The organism is Citrobacter sp. Cm038 (assembly GCF_030333105.1).
In the GTDB taxonomy this organism is placed as follows: domain Bacteria; phylum Pseudomonadota; class Gammaproteobacteria; order Enterobacterales; family Enterobacteriaceae; genus Citrobacter; species Citrobacter murliniae.
This window is the reverse complement of record NZ_JAOWGO010000024.1, coordinates 246,412-269,995: the sequence shown is the minus strand read 5'-3', so window position 1 is coordinate 269,995 and position 23,584 is coordinate 246,412. Positions and strand designations below refer to the sequence as shown.

The 23,584-nt window shown below is 51.7% G+C and carries 22 protein-coding genes; 16 read left to right on the top strand and 6 right to left on the bottom strand.

What is annotated here, in order from left to right; translation table 11 throughout:
• Positions 1-22: 22 nt before the first annotated feature.
• Together sgrT and OGY01_RS18600 are read left to right on the top strand one after the other, a co-directional pair.
• The gene (gene sgrT, locus OGY01_RS18605) at positions 23-145 is read left to right on the top strand and encodes a glucose uptake inhibitor SgrT (protein ID WP_045439749.1); all 123 of its coding nucleotides are present in this window, start codon (positions 23-25) and stop codon (positions 143-145) included.
• Positions 146-272: 127 nt separating this feature from the next.
• A complete protein-coding gene (locus OGY01_RS18600) occupies positions 273-1,451 on the top strand; it encodes a sugar efflux transporter (RefSeq protein WP_045439752.1) in 1,179 nt (392 codons plus the stop codon).
• 50 nt (positions 1,452-1,501) lie between these two features.
• Here OGY01_RS18600 and leuD read toward each other — a convergent pair whose 3' ends face one another.
• From leuD to leuL, 5 genes are all read right to left on the bottom strand, one after another.
• Positions 1,502-2,107 (bottom strand): 3-isopropylmalate dehydratase small subunit, encoded by a 606-nt coding sequence (gene leuD, locus OGY01_RS18595; protein WP_045439755.1) that lies wholly within the window; start codon positions 2,105-2,107, stop codon positions 1,502-1,504.
• A gap of 10 nt (positions 2,108-2,117) precedes the next feature.
• Positions 2,118-3,518, bottom strand: coding sequence for a 3-isopropylmalate dehydratase large subunit (gene leuC, locus OGY01_RS18590; RefSeq protein ID WP_045439758.1), 1,401 nt, complete (start codon positions 3,516-3,518; stop codon positions 2,118-2,120).
• 2 nt (positions 3,519-3,520) lie between these two features.
• Positions 3,521-4,612, bottom strand: coding sequence for a 3-isopropylmalate dehydrogenase (leuB, locus tag OGY01_RS18585; protein WP_286493503.1), 1,092 nt, complete (start codon positions 4,610-4,612; stop codon positions 3,521-3,523).
• A complete protein-coding gene (leuA, locus tag OGY01_RS18580) occupies positions 4,612-6,183 on the bottom strand; it encodes a 2-isopropylmalate synthase (RefSeq protein ID WP_286493501.1) in 1,572 nt (523 codons plus the stop codon). Before leuA ends, leuB begins: the two co-directional genes overlap by 1 nt.
• Positions 6,184-6,273: 90 nt before the next feature.
• Complete coding sequence (gene leuL / locus OGY01_RS18575) at positions 6,274-6,360, bottom strand: leu operon leader peptide (RefSeq protein WP_049002746.1); 87 nt, start codon at positions 6,358-6,360, stop codon at positions 6,274-6,276.
• Positions 6,361-7,011: 651 nt separating this feature from the next.
• On the opposite strand from leuL, the gene leuO reads away from it, so the two are divergent.
• The gene (leuO, locus tag OGY01_RS18570) at positions 7,012-7,959 is read left to right on the top strand and encodes a transcriptional regulator LeuO (RefSeq protein ID WP_048222061.1); all 948 of its coding nucleotides are present in this window, start codon (positions 7,012-7,014) and stop codon (positions 7,957-7,959) included.
• Positions 7,960-8,170: 211 nt separating this feature from the next.
• Here the strand turns inward: leuO and OGY01_RS18565 are convergent, their stop codons facing one another.
• Positions 8,171-8,392: a hypothetical protein gene (locus OGY01_RS18565; RefSeq protein ID WP_144243044.1), complete on the bottom strand. Its 222-nt coding sequence runs from the start codon at positions 8,390-8,392 to the stop codon at positions 8,171-8,173.
• Between the two features lie 63 nt (positions 8,393-8,455).
• On the opposite strand from OGY01_RS18565, the gene ilvI reads away from it, so the two are divergent.
• The 13 genes from ilvI to murG all read left to right on the top strand — a co-directional run bounded on the left by ilvI (position 8,456) and on the right by murG (position 23,548).
• Entirely contained in the window at positions 8,456-10,180 is a 1,725-nt protein-coding gene (gene ilvI / locus OGY01_RS18560; RefSeq protein WP_071828890.1) for an acetolactate synthase 3 large subunit, read from the top strand.
• Between the two features lie 2 nt (positions 10,181-10,182).
• The gene (ilvN, locus tag OGY01_RS18555; RefSeq protein ID WP_003829566.1) at positions 10,183-10,674 is read left to right on the top strand and encodes an acetolactate synthase small subunit; all 492 of its coding nucleotides are present in this window, start codon (positions 10,183-10,185) and stop codon (positions 10,672-10,674) included.
• 180 nt (positions 10,675-10,854) lie between these two features.
• Positions 10,855-11,859: a catabolite repressor/activator gene (gene cra, locus OGY01_RS18550; RefSeq protein ID WP_045439785.1), complete on the top strand. Its 1,005-nt coding sequence runs from the start codon at positions 10,855-10,857 to the stop codon at positions 11,857-11,859.
• 611 nt (positions 11,860-12,470) lie between these two features.
• A complete protein-coding gene (mraZ, locus tag OGY01_RS18545) occupies positions 12,471-12,929 on the top strand; it encodes a division/cell wall cluster transcriptional repressor MraZ (protein ID WP_045439788.1) in 459 nt (152 codons plus the stop codon).
• A gap of 1 nt (position 12,930) precedes the next feature.
• Complete coding sequence (gene rsmH, locus OGY01_RS18540; protein ID WP_045439790.1) at positions 12,931-13,872, top strand: 16S rRNA (cytosine(1402)-N(4))-methyltransferase RsmH; 942 nt, start codon at positions 12,931-12,933, stop codon at positions 13,870-13,872.
• Positions 13,869-14,234 (top strand): cell division protein FtsL, encoded by a 366-nt coding sequence (gene ftsL, locus OGY01_RS18535; RefSeq protein ID WP_000625651.1) that lies wholly within the window; start codon positions 13,869-13,871, stop codon positions 14,232-14,234. Before rsmH ends, ftsL begins: the two co-directional genes overlap by 4 nt.
• Positions 14,235-14,249: 15 nt before the next feature.
• Entirely contained in the window at positions 14,250-16,016 is a 1,767-nt protein-coding gene (ftsI, locus tag OGY01_RS18530) for a peptidoglycan glycosyltransferase FtsI (RefSeq protein WP_045439796.1), read from the top strand.
• A complete protein-coding gene (murE, locus tag OGY01_RS18525) occupies positions 16,003-17,490 on the top strand; it encodes a UDP-N-acetylmuramoyl-L-alanyl-D-glutamate--2,6-diaminopimelate ligase (RefSeq protein WP_048222059.1) in 1,488 nt (495 codons plus the stop codon). The genes ftsI and murE overlap by 14 nt, the downstream gene beginning before the upstream one ends.
• Positions 17,487-18,845, top strand: a complete 1,359-nt coding sequence (murF, locus tag OGY01_RS18520; RefSeq protein WP_045439800.1) for a UDP-N-acetylmuramoyl-tripeptide--D-alanyl-D-alanine ligase — start codon at positions 17,487-17,489, stop codon at positions 18,843-18,845. Before murE ends, murF begins: the two co-directional genes overlap by 4 nt.
• Positions 18,839-19,921: a phospho-N-acetylmuramoyl-pentapeptide-transferase gene (mraY, locus tag OGY01_RS18515; protein WP_045439803.1), complete on the top strand. Its 1,083-nt coding sequence runs from the start codon at positions 18,839-18,841 to the stop codon at positions 19,919-19,921. Before murF ends, mraY begins: the two co-directional genes overlap by 7 nt.
• A 2-nt stretch (positions 19,922-19,923) precedes the next feature.
• Entirely contained in the window at positions 19,924-21,240 is a 1,317-nt protein-coding gene (gene murD / locus OGY01_RS18510; protein WP_286493499.1) for a UDP-N-acetylmuramoyl-L-alanine--D-glutamate ligase, read from the top strand.
• Positions 21,240-22,484: a cell division protein FtsW gene (gene ftsW / locus OGY01_RS18505; protein ID WP_045439809.1), complete on the top strand. Its 1,245-nt coding sequence runs from the start codon at positions 21,240-21,242 to the stop codon at positions 22,482-22,484. Before murD ends, ftsW begins: the two co-directional genes overlap by 1 nt.
• Positions 22,481-23,548, top strand: a complete 1,068-nt coding sequence (gene murG / locus OGY01_RS18500; protein WP_286493498.1) for an undecaprenyldiphospho-muramoylpentapeptide beta-N-acetylglucosaminyltransferase — start codon at positions 22,481-22,483, stop codon at positions 23,546-23,548. The genes ftsW and murG overlap by 4 nt, the downstream gene beginning before the upstream one ends.
• Positions 23,549-23,584: the final 36 nt, after the last annotated feature.

Sequence of the window (23,584 nt, the reverse complement as noted above, 5' to 3'; positions counted from 1 at the left end):
TGAGACGACAAAGGGGTCATCTATGCGTCAGTTCTGGTTGAAATACTTTACCGCGACAGAACGCTTGTCCTGGTTGGCTTGCCTGAGCGCACCGCAGCGCTTAAAGATGCTCGAAGAACTGATGCAGTGGGAGCTGACAAACTGACCTCTGAATGCCGAATTGCAGACATCATGTGTGACTGAGTATTGGTGCAGGCTACCGCCTCGATTCACCCGCCAGCAGATATTACCTGCTGGCTTTTTTTCGTTTCCGCTGCGCAAAAGGAAAGGTAATGCTCTGGATTATGACGATGGGACGGCGCCTTAACGGCGTTTATGCCGCATTTATGCTGGTTGCATTCATGATGGGCGTAGCGGGTGCATTACAGGCACCCACGCTGAGCCTGTTTCTGAGTCGTGAGGTTGGGGCGCAGCCATTTTGGGTCGGTCTGTTTTACACCGTCAATGCGATTGCCGGGATTGCGGTTAGTCTTGGTCTGGCAAAACGATCAGATAGCCAGGGCGATCGGCGTAAACTGATTATGTTCTGCTGCCTGATGGCTATTGGTAACGCACTGTTGTTTGCCTTTAATCGCCATTATTTAACGCTGATAACCTGCGGAGTACTGCTGGCCTCACTGGCGAATACGGCTATGCCACAGCTGTTTGCGCTGGCACGAGAGTATGCTGATAACTCGGCACGCGAAGTGGTGATGTTTAGTTCGGTTATGCGTGCCCAGCTTTCGCTGGCGTGGGTGATTGGGCCGCCGCTGGCCTTTATGCTGGCGTTGAATTACGGTTTCACGGCGATGTTCTCTATTGCCGCAGGCATTTTCGCGATTAGCCTGGTGCTGATCGCGCTGATACTGCCATCCGTGGCTCGGGTAGCACAGCCTGTTGATGTCACGCTTGAACAGGCTGGCGGCTGGCAGGATAAAAATGTGCGCATGTTGTTTATCGCCTCTACGCTGATGTGGACCTGTAACACCATGTACATCATCGATATGCCGCTGTGGATCAGCCTTGAGCTTGGTCTGCCTGACAAGCTTGCCGGGATCCTGATGGGGACTGCGGCGGGACTGGAAATTCCGGCGATGATTCTGGCGGGCTATTACGTGAAGCGCTTCGGTAAACGGCGGATGATGATGACTGCCGTAGCGGCTGGCGTGTTGTTTTATCTCGGCCTTATTTTCTTTCATAGCCACACGGCGTTACTTATCCTGCAGCTGTTTAATGCGGTATTTATCGGTATCGTTGCGGGGATCGGTATGCTGTGGTTTCAGGATCTGATGCCTGGGCGTGCTGGTTCGGCGACGACGTTGTTTACCAACAGTATTTCAACGGGCGTGATTCTGGCGGGGGTTATTCAGGGGGCGGTGGCGCAAAGCTACGGGCATTTTGCCGTCTACTGGGTGATTGCGGGGATTTCTCTGATTACGCTGGTGATGACCGGACGGGTAAAAGATGTGTAATCAGCGTGCCGGATAAGACACTTTTGTGTCGCTATCCGGCATGTTGAGTATCAGCGCATAAACGCCGGTTGCTTATTTTCGTAAGCGGAGATGGCGTCTTCATGCTGCAACGTCAGGCCGATGCTGTCCAGGCCATTGAGCATGCAGTGGCGGCGGAAATCATCAATTTTGAAGCTGTATGACTTATCGCCCGCTTTCACTACCTGCGCTTCAAGGTCCACTTCAAAGCGGATCCCCGGATGCGCCTGCACCAGTTTGAACAGCTCATCAACTTCTACATCGCTTAACTTCACTGGCAGAAGCTGATTGTTGAAGCTGTTGCCGTAAAAGATGTCAGCGAAGCTTGGTGCAATCACCACTTTGAAGCCGTAATCAGTCAACGCCCACGGCGCGTGTTCACGCGATGAGCCGCAGCCAAAGTTTTCCCGCGCCAGCAGAATTGAGGCACCTTTATATTCCGGGAAGTTCAGGACGAACTCTGGGTTGGGTTGTTGGCCCTTTTCATCCAGGAAACGCCAGTCATTAAACAGGTGTGCGCCGAAACCGGTACGCGTTACCTTCTGCAGAAACTGTTTAGGAATAATTGCATCAGTATCGACGTTGGCGGCATCCAGTGGGACAACCAGGCCGGTATGCTGGGTAAATTTCTCTGCCATGGTGGTTTCCTTATTTGATGCTGCGAATATCGGCAAAATGGCCGGTAACGGCGGCAGCGGCGGCCATTGCCGGGCTGACTAAGTGCGTACGTCCACCGCGGCCCTGACGACCTTCAAAATTACGGTTGCTGGTGGAAGCGCAACGTTCTCCGGGATTCAGGCGGTCATTATTCATTGCCAGACACATTGAGCAACCCGGCAAGCGCCATTCAAAACCGGCTTCAATGAATATTTTATCCAGCCCTTCCGCTTCTGCCTGTGCTTTTACCGGGCCGGAACCTGGTACCACCAGCGCCTGCACCCCTGGCGCGACTTTACGCCCTTTAGCGATTTCCGCAGCGGCACGTAAATCTTCTATACGTGAGTTAGTGCAGGATCCGATAAACACCTTGTCGATCGCCACATCGGTCAGCGGGATCCCCGGCTTCAACCCCATATAAGCCAGCGCTTTTTCTGCCGAAGCGCGCTCAACTGGGTCGGTAAACGATGCTGGGTCGGGAATATTATCGTTCACGGAAATCACCTGGCCTGGATTCGTTCCCCAGGTTACCTGTGGTGCAATCTCTTCGGCCTGCAGAGTTACGATAGTATCAAAGGTCGCACCGTCGTCGGTTTTCAACGTTTTCCAGTACTCAACCGCGTTGGCAAAGTCCTGGCCTTTCGGCGCATGCAAACGACCCTGCACATAGTTAAACGTGGTTTCATCCGGCGCGACCAGACCCGCTTTGGCACCCATCTCAATCGCCATATTGCACAGAGTCATACGGCCTTCCATGCTCAGCGCACGGATGGCATCGCCACAAAACTCAACCACATGGCCGGTACCGCCTGCGCTGCCGGTTTTACCAATGATCGCCAGCACGATATCTTTAGCCGTGATACCCGGAGCAGCAGTGCCGTTAACCTCAATCTTCATGGTTTTTGCCCGGCCCTGTTTCAGGGTTTGCGTAGCCAGCACGTGTTCGACTTCGGAAGTCCCGATACCAAACGCCAGCGCGCCAAACGCACCATGAGTGGCAGTGTGGGAGTCACCACAGACGATGGTCATGCCCGGCAGAGTCACGCCTTGCTCCGGCCCCATGACGTGGACGATGCCCTGATACGGATGATTCAGGTCGTACAACTCGACGCCGAATTCATTGCAGTTTTTGATCAGTTCCTGCATCTGAATACGCGCCATTTCGCCGGAAGCGTTAATGTCTTTGGTTTGCGTTGAGACATTATGATCCATGGTCGCGAAGGTTTTTCCTGGTTGGCGAACCGGACGATTGTGCGCACGCAGACCGTCAAATGCCTGTGGAGAGGTCACTTCATGCACCAGATGTCTGTCGATATATAACAGCGGAGTTTCGTTTTGCGCCTCATACACCACGTGCGCATCAAACAATTTTTCGTATAACGTTCTGGCCATGATTACACCCCTTCTGCGATGTAACGAGCGATGATATCGCCCATTTCATCGGTACTGACTGCGGCTGCGCCACGGGCTAAGTCGCCCGTACGAATGCCTTCTTCTAATGCGCGGTTGATGGCGCTCTCAATTGCGGTGGCTGCATCATTGGCATCGAGGCTGTAGCGCAACAGCAGCGCCAGAGACAGGATCTGGGCAATTGGGTTAGCGATATTTTTCCCGGCAATATCCGGAGCGGAGCCGCCAGCGGGTTCGTACAGGCCAAAGCCCAGCTCATTGAGGCTGGCAGAGGGCAGCATGCCCATTGAGCCGGTGATCATGGCGCACTCATCAGACAGAATGTCGCCAAACAGGTTTGAGCACAACAGCACGTCGAACTGGGATGGGTCTTTGATTAACTGCATCGTGGCGTTATCGATGTACATATGAGCCAGTTCAACGTCCGGGTATTCATTAGCGATTTCATTGACGATTTCGCGCCACAAAATAGAGGTTTGCAGCACGTTAGCTTTATCAATCGACGTCACTTTACGACGGCGCTGGCGTGCAGACTCAAAGGCGATACGCGCAATGCGTTCAATCTCAAAACGGTGATACACCTCGGTATCAAAGGCTTTCTCATGTTGGCCGCTGCCTTCACGACCTTTTGGCTGACCGAAGTAGATGCCTCCGGTCAGTTCGCGTACGCACAGGATATCGAAACCGTTGGCGGCGATGTCGGCGCGCAGTGGGCAAAATGCTTCCAGTCCCTGATACAGCTTAGCGGGACGCAGATTGCTGAATAATTTGAAGTGTTTACGTAATGGCAGTAAAGCACCGCGTTCAGGCTGCTGGTTTGGCGGCAGGTTTTCCCATTTCGGGCCACCAACGGAGCCAAACAGAATGGCATCGGCTTGCTCACAACCTTCAACCGTAGCGGGTGGCAGCGGCTGACCGTGGTTATCGATGGCGGCTCCGCCTACGTCATAATGGCTGGTGGTAATGCGCATATTAAAACGCGTCCGAATTGCTTCCAGTACCTTCAGGGCTTGCGCCATCACTTCCGGGCCAATACCGTCACCCGGTAAAACAGCAATATGATAATTCTTCGACATCACACGGTTTCCTTATTGTTCTCGTTGTTCTGAGCTTTGCGTTGCAATTCTTTTTCGACTTCTTCGGCGCGCCAGATATTGTTCAGCACATGTACCATCGCTTTTGCGGAAGATTCGACGATATCTGTTGCCAGACCGACGCCATGGAAGCGGCGCCCGTTATAGTTAGCGACAATATCTACCTGACCCAGCGCATCTTTACCGTGGCCTTTCGCGGTCAGGCTGTATTTCACCAGTTCAACGTTGTAATCGGTAATACGGTTGATGGCTTGATAAATGGCATCGACCGGCCCGTTGCCGTTGGCTGCTTCGGCTTTGACTTCTTCGCCACAGACCAGCTTGACGGAGGCGGTAGCGATATCATTAGAACCTGACTGCACGCTGAAATAATCCAGACGGAAATGTTCTGGTTCTTCCTGCTGTTTGTTAATGAAGGCCAGGGCTTCCAGGTCGTAATCGAATACCTGACCTTTTTTATCCGCCAGTTTCAGGAATGCGTCGTACAGATTATCCAGACTGTATTCACTCTCTTTGTAACCCATCTCATCCATACGGTGTTTTACGGCGGCACGTCCGGAACGGGAAGTCAGGTTCAACTGCACCTGATTCAAACCGATGGATTCCGGGGTCATGATTTCGTAGTTTTCACGGTTTTTCAGCACGCCGTCCTGATGAATGCCTGAGGAGTGGGCAAAAGCGCCACTGCCAACAATCGCTTTGTTTGCCGGAATCGGCATATTACAGATTTGGCTGACCATCTGACTGGTACGCCAGATCTCCTGGTGATTGATGCGGGTCTGCACATTCAGGATATCTTTGCGGACTTTGATCGCCATGATGACTTCTTCCAGCGAGCAGTTACCAGCACGTTCACCGATACCGTTCATTGCCCCTTCTACCTGACGAGCCCCCGCATGCACTGCCGCCAGCGCATTACCGACACCCAGACCTAAATCGTCATGGGTGTGTACAGATATGATCGCTTTGTCGATATTCGGTACGTGTTCATACAGACCGGAAATAATTGCCCCAAATTCGAAAGGCATGGTGTAACCGACGGTATCGGGGATATTGATGGTTCTGGCTCCCGCATTAATAGCCGCTTCCACCACGCGAGCCAGATCAGCGATAGGGGTTCGGCCAGCGTCTTCGCACGAGAATTCAACGTCATCCGTGTAATTACGAGCGCGTTTAACCATATAGATAGCCCGCTCAATAACTTCATCCAGCGTACTGCGCAGCTTGGTCGCAATATGCATCGGTGAGGTGGCAATAAACGTATGAATACGGAAAGCCTCTGCCACTTTCAGGGATTCAGCCGCGACGTCAATATCTTTTTCTACACAGCGGGCTAATGCACAAACGCGGCTGTTTTTAACCTGACGGGCGATGGTTTGTACTGATTCAAAGTCACCCGGCGACGAAACAGGGAAACCCACTTCCATCACGTCAACGCCCATACGCTCGAGAGCCAGAGCAATCTGCAGTTTTTCTTTTACACTCAGGCTTGCCTGTAACGCCTGTTCACCATCGCGTAAGGTGGTATCGAAAATAATGACTTGCTGGCTCATGGTTTAGGTCCTTGGTGTTTAGGGCGCCTTGCTTCGAGCATAAAAAAACCCGCGCAACGGCGCGGGTTTTTTGTCTTAACTGGAGCTGACTTAATGCTGAATGTCGTTCACCAGTCTACCGCGCAACGAAGATGCGTTTAGTAGTAGTAGACCGTTAAAACGAGCAATGTAAGTCATCAATCAGGCTCCAGGCGAATGCGATATGCTTTTAGTGGTACTGGATATGAAGTCTGATGTCAACCCTGCTCACTGCAAATCCCTCCGTTCAGAGAGAAATACCTCTCCATGTTTGAGCGAATTGTGCTGAATTTTTATGTTTGTATAAAATAAATCAGTATGCGGCGTACATACTTTTCATTATTTGAAATGTTTAAGCATAATTATTTTCAATTGTTGTAATGGAACAGATGAAGAGGTGTGTCGGTAAAGAATTTTTTATCTTTATGATTTATCTATTTTTATAGTAACTCTGAATGGGTGTGGTAAAGGTGGTAACAAATAATTGATAAATTAATGTTAATCATTAATGTATTAAAAATATAAATATTTAATTAAATCTTAATTACGTATTCACTGTGTGTATGATTGTACATTCGTCATGCTTATGGTTATATTGTTTATGAAATTAAAACATATGAATCATCGTGCAGTGACATCTGCCACACTGCGCTCGCATTGTTTTTATGTTCATTTAGGTTAGTGCCTTTATGTTTTCCTAATTTTAATGTTTTCTCTTTTTCTCATTCTATATGTATGGTAAATCATATTATCGGAGATTATTCACTCCGTCTGGGGAAAAGGGAGTTTAGAGTGACAGTGGAGTTAATTATGCCAGAAGTAAAAATAATAGATAAATCCAATCTTATAGATATTGGGAAACCGCAGCTTCGCATGGTTGATCTTAATTTATTAACCGTCTTTGATGCGGTTATGCAAGAACAGAACATTACACGTGCTGCACATTCTCTGGGGATGTCACAACCTGCGGTCAGTAATGCAGTTGCGCGTCTGAAGGTCATGTTTAATGATGAGCTCTTTGTTCGTTATGGGCGAGGGATTCAGCCGACAGCAAGGGCTTTCCAGCTATTTGGTTCAGTTCGTCAGGCGTTACAATTGGTGCAGAATGAATTGCCAGGATCGGGGTTTGAACCTGCCATCAGCGAGCGTGTTTTCAACCTCTGCGTATGTAGCCCATTGGATAATATTCTGACATCCTTGATTTATAATCGAGTTGAGGATGTAGCGCCTAATATTAATGTCGTATTTAAATCTTCACTTAATCAAAATACAGAACACCAATTGCGCTATCAGGAAACAGAGTTTGTTATTAGTTATGAAGAATTCCGCCGGGTTGAATTCACAAGCATACCGTTGTTCAATGACGAAATGGTGCTGGTAGCGAGCAAAAAACATCCACGCATAAGTGGTCCATTATTGGAAAGTGATGTCTATAATGAGCAACATGCTGTGGTTTCTCTTGACCGCTATGCTTCATTTAGCCAACCATGGTACGACACACCGGATAAACAATCCTGCGTTGCTTATCAGGGAATGGCATTAATAAGTGTATTGAATATTGTTTCTCAAACCCAATTGGTCTCCATTGCACCGCGCTGGTTAGCAGAAGAGTTCTCAGAGTCTTTAGACCTGCAGGTATTGCCTTTACCATTAAAATTGAACAGTCGCACATGTTATCTTTCCTGGCATGAAGCAGCAGGTCGGGATAAAGGACATAAATGGATGGAAGAATTGTTAGTTTCCGTCTGCAAGAAGTAGCATTTATATCCTTTGTTTTTCAAGCAGCTTTGTCTCCCCAGCCACATTGTTATCTATGCTGCTGGGGGAATGAGGAGGCATCTCTGTCCCTCCCCAGATGCAGTCTTTGGCTGTTTATATTCGTTTCAGACGAACGTGTCACGGGCTTGCCGCCTCAATGCGACTCGAAATCCATTGGGTATAGCAGAATAAATTCGATGTCATATCTGGTTTATTCTGCTTTTTTCTTTTTATTTGAAATTTTATGCTGAATTCCTCTTTTTACATTTGTTCTGAAATGTAAAAAAATAGAGTAATCGCTGTAAGTTCCCATTTTTAAGCGATTATTTATCATTCCACTTAATTCTACTGGTTTAATTCTCCGTTTATTCGACTCTTTCCTCCGTTTTATTCTTATTCGCTGTAATGCCACCACGTCGGTGCGAATTGCCATGCGTCATCGTCAGCGGTTAATGTGTTGTTAAACCGTTATTCATTATAAGAGTGGAGGCAAGCCATGGAGATGTTGTCTGGAGCCGAGATGGTCGTCCGATCGCTCATCGACCAGGGTGTGAAGCAGGTATTCGGTTATCCCGGGGGGGCAGTCCTCGATATCTATGATGCACTACATACGGTCGGTGGAATTGATCATGTGCTGGTCCGCCATGAACAAGCTGCAGTACATATGGCCGATGGCCTGGCGCGAGCCACGGGAGAAGTGGGCGTCGTACTGGTCACTTCGGGACCAGGAGCTACCAATGCGATTACCGGAATTGCAACGGCTTATATGGACTCCATACCACTCGTGATCCTCTCCGGGCAGGTTGCAACCTCTCTGATTGGCTATGATGCCTTTCAGGAGTGCGATATGGTCGGCATATCCCGCCCGGTGGTGAAGCACAGCTTCCTCGTAAAGCAAACAGAGGACATCCCGCAGGTATTGAAAAAAGCCTTCTGGCTGGCGGCAAGCGGCCGTCCAGGTCCAGTGGTGGTGGATTTACCGAAGGATATTCTGAATCCTGCGAAGAAACTGCCTTATAGCTGGCCGGAATCGGTAAGTATGCGTTCGTATAATCCTACAACCACCGGGCATAAAGGGCAGATAAAACGCGCACTGCAAACGCTGATAGCAGCCAAAAAACCGGTAGTGTATGTTGGTGGCGGTGCAGTTAATGCGGCCTGTCACGAGCAACTGGGGCAGATTGCAGAAGCACTTAACCTGCCGGTTGTGTCTTCGTTGATGGGGTTAGGCGTGTTTCCGGCAACGCATCGTCAGGCGTTGGGCATGTTGGGAATGCACGGCACTTATGAAGCAAATATGACCATGCATCATTCTGATGTCATTTTTGCCATCGGTGTTCGTTTTGACGATCGCACGACCAATAACCTGGCAAAATATTGCCCGCATGCGACCGTGTTGCATATCGACATCGACCCTACTTCAATTTCGAAAACAGTGACGGCGGATATTCCTATTGTTGGTGATGCCCGGTTGGTGCTCGATCAGATGCTGGAGCTGCTGGCGCAGGAGAAGTCGCAGCAACCACTGGATGATAACCGTGACTGGTGGCAACAGATTGAGCAATGGCGCGCCCGTCAGTGCCTGAAATATGACACCCAAAGTGAAAGTATTAAGCCGCAGGCTGTGATTGAAACTATCTGGCAGTTAACGAAAGGGGATGCGTATGTGACCTCGGACGTTGGGCAGCATCAGATGTTTGCCGCACTTTACTACCCGTTTGATAAACCACGCCGTTGGATTAACTCCGGTGGTCTTGGCACGATGGGATTTGGTTTACCCGCAGCGTTAGGTGTCAAGATGGCGCTACCTGATGAAACGGTAGTGTGTGTGACCGGCGATGGCAGCATTCAGATGAATATCCAGGAGTTGTCGACAGCGCTGCAGTATGAACTGCCAGTGTTGGTACTCAATCTTAACAACCGCTACCTCGGTATGGTCAAACAGTGGCAGGACATGATCTACTCCGGAAGGCACTCGCAGTCTTATATGCAGTCGCTGCCTGATTTCGTCCGCCTTGCTGAAGCCTATGGGCATATTGGTATCCAGATAAACCATCCAAACGAACTGGAGAGCAAACTGGTTGAAGCGTTGGAGCATGTGCGCAACCATCGTTTGGTGTTTGTCGATGTTACCGTTGATGGCAGTGAGCATGTTTATCCAATGCAGATTCGTGGGGGCGGTATGGATGAAATGTGGTTAAGCAAAACGGAGAGGACCTGATTATGCGCCGGATATTATCGGTATTGCTGGAAAACGAGTCGGGTGCATTGTCGCGTGTGATAGGTCTCTTCGCCCAGCGCGGTTACAACATCGAAAGCCTGACAGTCGCGCCAACGGACGATCCGACCTTATCGCGGATGACGATCCAGACTGTAGGGGATGAAAAAGTCCTCGAGCAAATTGAAAAGCAACTGCACAAACTGGTGGATGTCCTGCGTGTGAGTGAACTGGGACAGGGCGCCCATGTTGAACGAGAAATCATGTTGGTGAAAATTCAGGCCAGCGGATACGGCAGGGAAGAGGTGAAGCGCAACACGGAAATTTTCCGTGGGCAAATCATTGACGTCACGCCGTCTATTTACACCGTACAACTGGCTGGCACCAGCGATAAACTGGATGCGTTCCTGGCGACATTACGTGAAGTCGCAAAGATCGTCGAGGTTGCTCGCTCAGGTGTTGTGGGTCTCTCTCGCGGCGATAAAATTATGCGCTAATCATGACCATGTTCTTAATTCGCAAGCCTGACAGTAGCGGTTGGGCTTTTTTTTGCGAAATCAGCAGTAACCAGAGACAAAAGCGGTTGCCGCAGTCATTATTCTGCGCTTAGATGTTAATAAATTTAACCCATGCCATCTCAAAGGTTATGGTTTGTACATTTTACGCAAGGGGCAATTGTGAAACTGGATGAAATCGCTCGGCTGGCCGGCGTTTCGCGAACGACTGCAAGCTACGTTATTAACGGCAAAGCAAAGCAATATCGCGTAAGCGACAAGACGGTTGAAAAAGTCATGGCAGTGGTGCGCGAGCATAATTACCACCCAAATGCTGTGGCAGCCGGGCTGCGTGCTGGACGCACACGTTCTATCGGGTTGGTGATCCCTGACCTGGAGAACACAAGTTATACCCGGATTGCAAACTACCTGGAGCGCCAGGCACGACAGCGTGGGTATCAACTGCTGATAGCCTGCTCTGAAGATCAGCCGGATAACGAAATGCGCTGTATTGAGCATCTTTTACAACGCCAGGTTGATGCCATCATTGTGTCAACGTCTTTGCCACCTGAGCACCCGTTCTACCAGCGCTGGGCAAATAGCTCATTCCCTATCGTGGCGTTAGACCGTGCACTGGACCGTGAGCATTTCACCAGTGTTGTGGGGGCTGATCAGGATGATGCAGAAATGCTGGCTGAGGAATTACGTAAATTTCCGGCTGAAAACGTGCTCTATCTGGGGGCTCTCCCTGAATTATCCGTGAGTTTCCTGCGTGAGCAGGGTTTTCGTACCGCCTGGAAGGATGACCCGCGAGAAGTGAATTTCCTGTACGCTAACAGCTATGAGCGGGAGGCCGCCGCACAGTTGTTTGATAAATGGCTGGAAACGCACCCTATGCCTCAGGCGCTGTTTACCACTTCGTTTGCCCTGTTGCAGGGGGTGATGGACGTGACACTACGCCGCGATGGGCAATTACCGTCAGATTTAGCCATTGCTACCTTTGGCGATCATGAACTACTCGATTTCCTACAATGTCCGGTGTTGGCAGTCGCGCAACGCCATCGTGATGTTGCCGAACGCGTACTGGAAATCGTGCTAGCCAGCCTGGATGAGCCGCGTAAGCCAAAACCAGGACTCACACGCATTAAACGTAATCTATATCGTCGCGGTATTCTCAGCCGCAGCTAAGTCTCCTCTGCAGTATGCGCCGGTAGGATACCCTTCTGGCGCTATCAAATATCAATTATGAGAAATAACCTCATTATAATTAAGAATATTCTTTAGAATTATCTGAAATTCATTTCTTAATTACCTCGATTTAAAATACTGCCGTCTGTTTTTGGGTTATTGATACGTAACGACGCGTTACTGTTGTATTATTTTGTTACATGCTTGTGTGGAATTGCCGAATTAACAAACACTTTGCTTCTTTATTGCAGATAATTCTCGTATATCTCTGTCGTACGGGGCGTACAGACCGATTAACTGGCACTGTTATCTCGCTGCATATTGTCCTAAAATGCCGCTCGCGTCGCAAACTGACACTTTATATTTTCTTTAGATGATATTGAGTTGTTTTAAACAGTGATGAGTTGTTGGATCTTTTTCTTACAAATATTCATGACGTTAATTTGCTTCGTTTGCTGTACGAAATCTGTTCAACGCTGATATTAGCCGTAAACATTGGGTTTTTTGCTCCGCTAAGCGCCGTGACTTGCTTGACAAGGTTTTCCTCCGCTCCGTAAACTCCTTTAAGTGGGAATTTGTGGGATAAAGTGGTAATCGGGGGTGAGGCTGGCATGTTCCGGGGAGCAACGTTAGTTAATCTCGACAGTAAAGGGCGCTTATCTGTGCCTACCCGTTATCGGGATCAACTGCTCGAGAGTGCTGCCGGTCAAATGGTTTGTACCATTGACATCCATCACCCGTGCCTGCTGCTGTACCCCCTGCCTGAATGGGAAATTATCGAGCAGAAGTTATCGCGCCTGTCGAGCATGAATCCGGTTGAGCGCCGCGTACAGCGCTTACTGTTAGGGCATGCCAGCGAATGTCAGATGGACAGCGCAGGTCGATTACTGATCGCTCCCATTCTGCGACAACATGCAGGGTTGACGAAAGAAGTGATGCTGGTTGGGCAGTTCAATAAGTTTGAGCTGTGGGATGAAACGACCTGGTATCAACAGGTCAGGGAAGATATCGACGCTGAGCAGTCTGTTACTGGCGCGCTGTCGGAACGATTGCAGGATTTGTCTCTATAAGATGATGGAAAATTATAAACATACAACGGTGTTGCTGGATGAAGCCGTAAACGGCCTGAATATTCGTCCAGACGGCATCTACATTGACGGGACATTTGGTCGCGGTGGTCACTCACGTTTGATTCTCTCGCAGCTCGGCGAAGAGGGACGTTTGCTGGCAATCGATCGCGATCCGCAGGCTATTGCCGTTGCCCAGACCATTAACGATCCCCGTTTCTCCATCATTCATGGACCTTTCTCTGCGCTGGCTGAATATGTAGCCGAGCGCGGACTTACCGGCAAGATCGATGGAATCCTCCTTGATCTTGGCGTGTCTTCACCGCAGCTTGACGATGCTGAACGCGGCTTTTCATTTATGCGTGACGGTCCATTAGATATGCGTATGGACCCAACACGTGGTCAGTCTGCCGCCGAGTGGCTGCAAACCGCCGATGAAGCTGATATTGCCTGGGTGATTAAAACCTTTGGTGAGGAGCGCTTTGGCAAGCGCATTGCCCGCGCCATCGTGGAGCGTAACCGCATTGAACCGATGACTCGTACTAAAGAGCTGGCGGAAGTGATTGCGGCGGCAATGCCGGTAAAAGACAAATTTAAACATCCCGCGACCCGTACCTTCCAGGCGGTGCGCATATGGGTGAACAGTGAACTGGAGGAGATAGAGCAGGCGCTAAAAAGCTCGCTCAGCGTGCTGGCACCAGGTGGTCGGCTTTCAATCATCAGTTTCCACTCGCTCGAAGACCGTATTGTGAAGCGCTTTATGCGTGAACAAAGCCGCGGTCCGCAGGTTCCGGCTGGAATACCGATGACGGAAGCGCAGATCAAAAAGTTGGGCGGCCGTGAGTTGAGAGCACTAGGCAAGTTGATGCCGGGTGAAGAAGAGGTAGCTGAAAATCCTCGTGCCCGTAGTTCAGTTCTGCGTATTGCAGAGAGGACGAACGCATGATCAGCAGAGTGACAGAAGCCCTCAGCAAAGTTAAAGGATCGATAGGAAGCAACGAGCGCCATGCCTTGCCTGGCGTGATCGGTGACGATCTTTTGCGGTTTGGGAAGCTGCCACTCTGCTTGTTCATTTGCATTATTTTGACGGCGGTCACCGTCGTAACAACAGCGCACCATACGCGCTTACTGACCGCGCAACGCGAACAACTGGTTCTGGAACGAGATGCGCTGGATATTGAATGGCGCAACCTGATCCTTGAGGAGAACGCGCTCGGCGACCATAGCCGTGTTGAACGGATCGCAACGGAAAAACTGCAAATGCAGCATGTTGATCCCTCACAAGAAAATATCGTAGTACAAAAATAAGGATAAACGCGACGCATGAAAGCAGCGGCAAAGACGCACAAACCAAAACGCCAGGAAGAACAAGCCAACTTTATCAGTTGGCGTTTTGCGTTACTGTGCGGTTGTATTTTGCTGGCGCTGGGGTTCCTGCTGGGGCGCGTTGCCTGGCTGCAAATCATCGCGCCTGACATGCTGGTGCGCCAGGGCGACATGCGCTCTCTGCGCGTCCAGGAAGTTTCCACATCGCGCGGTATGATTACCGACCGTTCAGGACGTCCGTTGGCGGTGAGTGTGCCGGTTAAGGCTATCTGGGCTGATCCAAAAGAAGTGCATGATGCGGGCGGTGTTAGCGTTGGTGAACGCTGGAGAGCGCTTTCGACTGCGTTGAACATTCCGCTTGATCAACTGGCCTCCAGAATTAACGCTAACCCGAAAGGGCGTTTTATCTACCTCGCACGTCAGGTCAACCCTGACATGGCTGACTACATCAAGAAACTGAAGCTACCGGGGATCCATTTGCGTGAAGAATCCCGTCGTTACTACCCTTCCGGGGAAGTGACCGCTCACCTCATCGGTTTCACCAACGTCGACAGCCAGGGGATTGAAGGCGTTGAGAAGAGTTTTGATAAATGGCTCACCGGTCAACCTGGCGAGCGTGTGGTGCGTAAAGATCGCTATGGCCGTGTTATTGAAGACATCTCGTCGACCGATAGCCAGGCGGCGCATAATCTTGCATTAAGTATTGATGAGCGCTTGCAGGCGCTGGTCTACCGCGAACTGAACAACGCTGTTGCCTTTAACAAAGCAGAATCGGGCAGCGCCGTGTTAGTCGATGTTAACACGGGTGAAGTGCTGGCGATGGCGAATAGCCCTTCTTATAACCCAAACAACCTCACCGGTACGCCGAAGGATGCAATGCGTAACCGTACCATCACTGACGTGTTTGAGCCGGGTTCTACCGTCAAACCGATGGTAGTGATGACGGCACTGCAGCGCGGTGTGGTTCGCGAAAATACCGTACTGAACACTATTCCCTACCGAATTAATGGTCACGAAATTAAAGACGTGGCGCGTTATAGCGAATTGACCCTCACCGGGGTCTTGCAGAAGTCGAGTAACGTCGGTGTTTCCAAGCTGGCGTTAGCGATGCCGTCCTCAGCGTTAGTAGATACTTACTCACGTTTTGGGCTGGGAAAAGCGACCAATTTGGGGTTGGTCGGAGAACGCAGTGGCTTATATCCTCAAAAACAACGGTGGTCTGACATAGAGAGGGCCACCTTCTCTTTCGGCTATGGGCTAATGGTAACCCCGTTACAGTTAGCGCGAGTCTATGCAACCATCGGCAGCTATGGCGTTTATCGTCCGCTGTCGATTACCAAAGTTGATCCTCCTGTTCCGGGCGAGCGTATCTTCCCGGAGTCGACCGTACGCACCGTGGTGCACATGATGGAAAGCGTCGCGCTGCCTGGCGGCGGCGGCGTGAAGGCGGCGATTAAAGGCTATCGCATCGCTATTAAAACCGGTACGGCGAAAAAAGTAGGGCCGGATGGCCGCTACATCAATAAATACATTGCTTATACCGCAGGTGTTGCGCCTGCGAGTCAGCCGCGCTTCGCGCTGGTTGTTGTTATCAACGATCCGCAGGCGGGTAAATACTACGGTGGCGCCGTTTCCGCGCCGGTCTTTGGTGCCATCATGGGCGGCGTACTGCGTACCATGAACATCGAACCGGATGCGCTGGCAACGAGCGATAAAAATGAATTTGTGAATAATCAAGGCGAGGCAACAGGTGGCAGATCGTAATTTGCGCGACCTTCTTGCTCCATGGGTGCCGGGTGCACCGGAGCGAGCACTGCGGGAGATGACACTCGACAGCCGTGTGGCTGCATCGGGGGATCTCTTTGTGGCAGTGGTAGGTCATCAGGCGGACGGGCGTCGATATATCCCGCAGGCGATAGCGCAAGGTGTAGCTGCCATAATTGCAGAGGCAAAAGACGAGGCAACCGACGGTGAAATCCGTGAAATGCACGGTGTGCCTGTAATCTATCTTAGCCAGCTTAATGAACGTTTATCTGCACTGGCGGGTCGCTTTTACCACGAGCCATCTGAGAATATGCGCCTGGTCGGTGTGACCGGGACCAACGGTAAAACCACCACCACCCAACTGCTGGCGCAATGGAGTCAGTTGCTTGGTGAGACCAGTGCAGTGATGGGCACGGTAGGCAATGGTCTGCTGGGCAAAGTGATCCCGACCGAGAATACCACCGGTTCAGCTGTTGACGTTCAGCACGTGCTGGCGGGACTAGTTGAGCAGGGTGCAACGTTTGGAGCAATGGAAGTCTCGTCCCACGGTCTGGTTCAGCATCGCGTGGCGGCTTTGAAATTTGCCGCATCGGTATTTACCAATTTAAGTCGTGATCACCTCGACTATCACGGCGATATGGAGCATTACGAAGCGGCTAAATGGCTGCTGTACTCCACCCATCATTGCGGTCAGGCCATCGTCAATGCCGATGATGAAGTTGGTCGTCGCTGGCTGGCAAAACTGCCGGATGCGGTTGCCGTTTCGATGGAAGACCATATCAACCCTAACTGTCACGGACGTTGGTTGAAAGCAGTAGACGTGAATTACCACGACAGCGGCGCGACAATTCGTTTCACTTCTTCGTGGGGCGACGGTGAAATTGAAAGCCGCCTGATGGGGGCATTCAACGTCAGCAACCTGCTGCTGGCGCTGGCAACGCTGCTGGCGCTCGGGTATCCGTTAGCAGAATTACTGAAAACGGCTGCGCGCCTGCAACCGGTTTGTGGACGTATGGAAGTGTTCAGCGCGCCGGGCAAAACCACGGTGGTGGTTGATTATGCCCACACGCCGGATGCGCTGGAAAAAGCGTTGCAGGCAGCACGTCTACACTGTGCCGGTAAACTGTGGTGCGTCTTTGGCTGCGGCGGCGATCGTGACAAAGGTAAACGCCCGCTGATGGGGGCTATTGCAGAGCAGTTTGCTGATGTAGTCGTGGTGACGGACGACAACCCGCGCACCGAAGAACCACGCGCCATCATTAACGACATTCTGGCAGGTATGCTGGATGCCGGGCATGCGAAGGTGATGGAAGGGCGCGCTGAAGCGGTGACAAACGCCATCATGCAGGCGAAAGAAAACGACGTGGTGCTGGTGGCAGGGAAAGGTCACGAGGATTACCAGATCGTCGGGTCTCATCGCCTTGACTACTCTGACCGTGTTACGGCAGCCCGCTTGCTGGGGGTGATCGCATGATTAGCGTAACCCTCAGCCAACTGACGGAGATCCTCCGCGGCGAACTGAAAGGGGCCGATCTGACCCTGGATGCAGTTACAACCGATACGCGTAAAGTCACGCCGGGCTGTTTGTTTGTGGCGCTGAAAGGCGAACGCTTTGATGCTCACGATTTTGCTGAACAAGCAAAAGCGAGCGGGGCTGGCGCACTGCTGGTTAGCCGTCCGCTGGAAATCGATTTGCCGCAATTGATTGTGAAGGATACGCGACTGGCGTTCGGTGAGCTGGCAGCGTGGGTTCGCGCGCAAGTTCCGGCTCGCGTGGTAGCGCTGACCGGTTCATCCGGTAAAACGTCTGTCAAAGAGATGACCGCTTCTATTCTGAGCCAGTGCGGAAATACCCTGTACACGGCTGGCAACCTGAATAATGACATTGGCGTACCAATGACGCTGCTGCGGTTAAACAACGATTATGACTATGCCGTGATTGAACTTGGCGCCAATCATCAGGGTGAGATCGCGTGGACTGTCGGTCTGACGCGTCCAGAAGCTGCGCTGGTTAACAATCTTGCTGCGGCTCACCTGGAAGGGTTTGGTTCGCTTGCGGGTGTGGCCAAAGCCAAAGGCGAAATCTTTACCGGTCTGTCGGCGAACGGCATTGCCATTATGAATGCTGATAACAACGACTGGCTGAACTGGCAGAACGTTATTGGCGATCGCAAAGTCTGGCGCTTTTCCCCGAATGCGGCCAACAGCGATTTTTCTGCAACCAACATTCATATCACCTCGCACGGTACTGAGTTTTCTCTGCAAACGCCTGTGGGCAGCATTGATGTCCTGCTGCCATTACCGGGCCGCCACAACATTGCCAACGCATTGGCTGCGGCCGCGCTCTCAATGGCAGTTGGCGCTACGCATGAGGCAATTAAAACCGGTCTGAAGGATCTGAAAGCAGTGCCGGGGCGTCTGTTCCCGATTCAACTTGCTGAAAATCAGCTGCTGCTGGACGACTCCTATAACGCGAACGTTGGTTCGATGACCGCGGCGGTACAGGTTCTGTCCGAAATGCCGGGCTACCGTGTGCTGGTGGTGGGGGATATGGCAGAGCTTGGTGCGGAAAGTGAAGCATGCCACGTACAGGTAGGTGAAGCAGCGAAAGCGGCAGGCATTGACCGTGTACTGAGTACAGGGAAACTGAGCAAGGCAATTAGCGATGCCAGCGGGGTTGGCGAGCATTTTGCGGATAAAACCGTGCTGACCGCGCATCTTAAAACGCTGATTGCAGAGCATCAGGTAATGACGATTTTAGTGAAGGGTTCACGTAGTGCCGCTATGGAAGAGGTAGTACGCGCATTACAGGAGAATGGAACATGTTAGTTTGGCTGGCCGAACATTTGGTCAAATATTATTCCGGCTTTAACGTCTTTTCCTATCTGACGTTTCGCGCCATCGTCAGCCTGCTGACCGCGCTGTTCATCTCTTTGTGGATGGGCCCGCGCATGATTGCCCGTCTGCAAAAAATGTCTTTTGGTCAGGTCGTTCGTAACGACGGCCCGGAATCACACTTCAGTAAACGCGGTACGCCGACTATGGGCGGCATTATGATCCTCACCGCGATTGTCATCTCCGTTCTGCTGTGGGCCTATCCATCGAATCCTTACGTCTGGTGCGTGTTAGTGGTTCTGATTGGCTACGGCATTATCGGTTTCGTAGATGATTACCGCAAAGTCGTGCGTAAAGACACCAAGGGCCTGATAGCCCGCTGGAAGTACTTTTGGATGTCGGTGATTGCGTTAGGTGTTGCGTTCGCGCTGTATCTGGCGGGGAAAGATACTCCGGCAACTGAGCTGGTGGTGCCGTTCTTTAAAGATGTGATGCCGCAGTTGGGTCTGTTCTATGTCCTGCTGGCGTATTTCGTCATTGTTGGTACCGGTAATGCGGTTAATCTGACCGATGGTCTGGATGGTCTGGCGATTATGCCTACCGTGTTCGTCGCGGCCGGATTTGCGCTGGTGGCGTGGGCGACCGGTAACATGAACTTTGCCAGCTATCTGCATATTCCCTATTTGCGCCATGCCGGTGAACTGGTGATCGTCTGTACGGCGATTGTGGGCGCGGGCCTTGGCTTCCTGTGGTTTAACACCTATCCGGCTCAGGTCTTTATGGGCGATGTCGGTTCGCTGGCACTGGGTGGCGCGCTGGGCATTATTGCTGTGCTGCTGCGTCAGGAATTCCTGTTGGTGATCATGGGTGGCGTATTTGTGGTAGAAACCCTGTCGGTTATTTTGCAGGTTGGTTCCTTCAAGCTGCGTGGACAGCGCATCTTCCGAATGGCGCCGATTCATCATCACTATGAATTGAAAGGCTGGCCGGAGCCGCGCGTGATTGTGCGCTTCTGGATTATTTCGCTGATGCTGGTGCTGATTGGCCTGGCAACGCTGAAGGTACGTTAATCATGGTTGATTACCAGGGTAAAAAAGTCGTCATTATCGGTCTGGGTTTGACCGGGTTGTCCTGCGTAGATTTCTTCCTCGCGCGTGGTGTAACGCCGCGCGTAATGGATACCCGTGCGACACCGCCGGGCCTGGATAAATTACCTGAAGCGGTTGAGCGTCATGTCGGCAGTCTGAATGATGACTGGCTGCTGGCTGCGGATTTAATCGTCGCCAGCCCTGGTATTGCCCTGGCGCATTCTTCGTTAAGCGCTGCCGCGGATGCGGGTATTGAAATTGTCGGCGATATAGAACTGTTCTGCCGTGAAGCGCAGGCACCGATCGTCGCGATTACTGGCTCCAATGGTAAAAGTACGGTTACCACGTTAGTTGGCGAGATGGCGAAAGCGGCCGGCGTGAACGTGGGGGTGGGTGGCAACATTGGTTTACCCGCACTCATGCTACTGGACGCTGAACGTGAACTGTATGTTCTGGAGCTCTCCAGCTTCCAACTGGAGACAACCTCCAGCCTGCAGGCCGTGGCAGCAACCATTTTGAACGTTACTGAAGATCATATGGACCGCTATCCGTTTGGGTTGCAGCAATATCGTGCCGCCAAACTGCGCGTCTACGAGAACGCGAAAGTCTGCGTCGTAAACGCAGATGATGCGTTAACCATGCCGGTTCGTGGCGCCGATGAGCGTTGTGTGAGCTTTGGCGTCAATATGGGCGATTATCACCTTAACCGTCAGCAAGGGGAGACCTGGCTGCGGGTGAAGGGTGAAAAAATATTGAACGTGAAAGAGATGACTCTTTCCGGTCAGCATAACTATACCAACGCACTTGCGGCGTTGGCGCTGGCTGATGCAGCGGGTCTGCCTCGCGCCTCTAGTCTGAAAGCGCTGACGACATTCACCGGTCTGGCGCACCGCTTCCAACTGGTACTGGATCATAACGGCGTGCGGTGGATCAACGACTCGAAAGCCACCAATGTTGGCAGTACTGAAGCCGCGTTGAATGGACTACATGTTGATGGCACTTTGCATCTGCTCCTCGGTGGCGATGGAAAATCAGCAGATTTCTCTTCACTGGAGCGTTATTTGCACGGTGATCGTGTGCGTCTGTACTGCTTTGGGCGAGATGGTGGACAGCTGGCGGCACTGCGTCCGGACATCGCCGAACAAACTGAAACGATGGAAGAGGCGATGCGTTTGCTCGCTCCCCGCGTGAAGCCGGGTGATATGGTGCTGTTGTCGCCAGCTTGTGCCAGCCTTGATCAGTTCAAGAATTTTGAACAACGAGGCGATGTCTTTACCCGCCTGGCGAAGGAGTTGGGTTGATGCGATTATCTCTCCCTCGTCTGAGAATGCCGCGCTTACCAGGATTTGGTGTCCTGGCGTGGATCTTCGCGGCACTTAAAGGCTGGGTGATGGCTTCGCGTGACAAAGACGCGGATAGCCTGATCATGTACGACCGTATGCTGTTGTGGTTGACGTTCGGTCTGGCAGCGATCGGTTTTATCATGGTCACATCTGCGTCAATGCCTGTGGGGCAACGTCTGGCGGGCGATCCCTTCCTGTTCGCCAAGCGTGATGCACTGTACATTTTTCTGGCGTTCTGTCTGGCCATGGTTACGCTGCGTCTGCCTATGGAATTCTGGCAAAAGTACAGCACCACAATGCTGATCGCGTCGATCATCATGTTGCTGATCGTGCTGGTGGTTGGTAGCTCCGTTAACGGGGCATCACGCTGGATCGCACTGGGACCGCTGCGTATTCAGCCTGCGGAATTTACTAAGCTGTCTCTGTTTTGTTATCTCGCCAACTATCTGGTGCGTAAAGTTGATGAGGTACGTAACAACCTTCGCGGCTTCTTAAAACCGATGGGCGTGATTCTGGTGCTGGCCGTGCTACTGCTGGCACAGCCTGACCTCGGAACGGTAGTGGTGCTATTTGTCACTACGCTGGCGATGTTGTTCCTTGCCGGGGCTAAGTTGTGGCAGTTCATTGCCATCATCGGTATGGGGATTTCGGCGGTGGTGCTGCTGATCCTCGCGGAGCCGTATCGTATTCGCCGTGTAACCTCTTTCTGGAACCCATGGGAAGATCCGTTTGGCAGCGGTTACCAGTTGACGCAATCTTTGATGGCTTTCGGACGTGGTGAGATTTGGGGTCAGGGCCTGGGTAATTCAGTACAAAAACTGGAGTATTTGCCGGAAGCGCACACTGACTTTATCTTCGCCATTATTGGGGAAGAACTGGGTTATATCGGTGTGGTACTGGCACTTTTAATGGTATTCTTCGTCGCTTTTCGCGCGATGTCGATTGGTCGTAAGGCGCTGGAAATTGACCACCGTTTTTCAGGTTTCTTAGCCTGCTCCATCGGGATCTGGTTCAGTTTTCAGGCGCTGGTCAACGTCGGCGCGGCAGCAGGTATGCTGCCAACGAAAGGTCTGACGCTGCCGCTGATCAGTTATGGTGGTTCCAGTTTGTTGATCATGTCGACAGCCATCATGTTTTTGTTACGTATTGATTATGAAACGCGTCTGGAAAAAGCCCAGGCGTTTACACGAGGTGCACGATGAGTGGTCAACCGAAGCGGTTAATGGTGATGGCGGGCGGTACCGGCGGGCATGTGTTCCCGGGGCTGGCTGTCGCCCACCATTTAATGGCCCAGGGCTGGCAGGTTCGTTGGCTCGGCACCGCCGATCGTATGGAAGCGGACTTAGTGCCGAAGCATGGCATTGAAATTGACTTTATTCGCATCTCCGGTTTGCGTGGAAAGGGCATTAAAGCATTGCTGGCTGCGCCATTACGTATTTTTAATGCCTGGCGTCAGGCTCGCGCCATCATGAAGCAGTTTAAACCTGACGTGGTGCTCGGTATGGGCGGTTATGTGTCAGGTCCCGGTGGGCTGGCAGCCTGGTCGTTAGGTATTCCGGTGGTGCTGCACGAACAGAACGGCATCGCGGGATTGACCAATAAATGGCTGGCGAAGATTGCAACGACGGTCATGCAGGCATTTCCTGGCGCCTTCCCTAAAGCGGAAGTGGTGGGTAACCCGGTGCGGACCGATGTGCTGGCGTTGCCGTTACCCAAGGTTCGTCTGGCCGGACGTGAAGGCCCGGTTCGCGTGCTGGTTGTTGGTGGATCTCAGGGCGCGCGAGTGCTGAATCAGACGCTGCCGCAGGTTGCCGCAAAACTTGGTGACGAGGTGACTATCTGGCATCAGAGCGGCAAAGGCGCACAGCAAACCGTTGAACAGGCTTACGCCGAAGCGGGGCAGCCGCAGCATAAGGTCACCGAGTTTATTGATGATATGGCCGCAGCCTATGCCTGGGCGGATGTCGTCGTGTGTCGTTCTGGTGCACTGACGGTGAGTGAGGTTGCTGCTGCAGGTTTACCAGCGCTGTTTGTGCCGTTTCAACACAAAGACAGGCAACAGTACTGGAATGCGCTTCCACTGGAAAAAGCGGGCGCAGCAAAAATTTTAGAGCAGCCGCAGTTTACTGTGGATGCCGTCGTAAGCACCCTTTCCGGGTGGTCGCGAGAAACTTTATTAACCATGGCAGAACGTGCACGCGCTGCATCCATACCGGATGCCACTGAGCGTGTGGCAAATGAAGTTAGTCGGGCTGCCCGGGTGTAATTGTGGTGATGCCTTTTGCATCACAGGATATTTCGA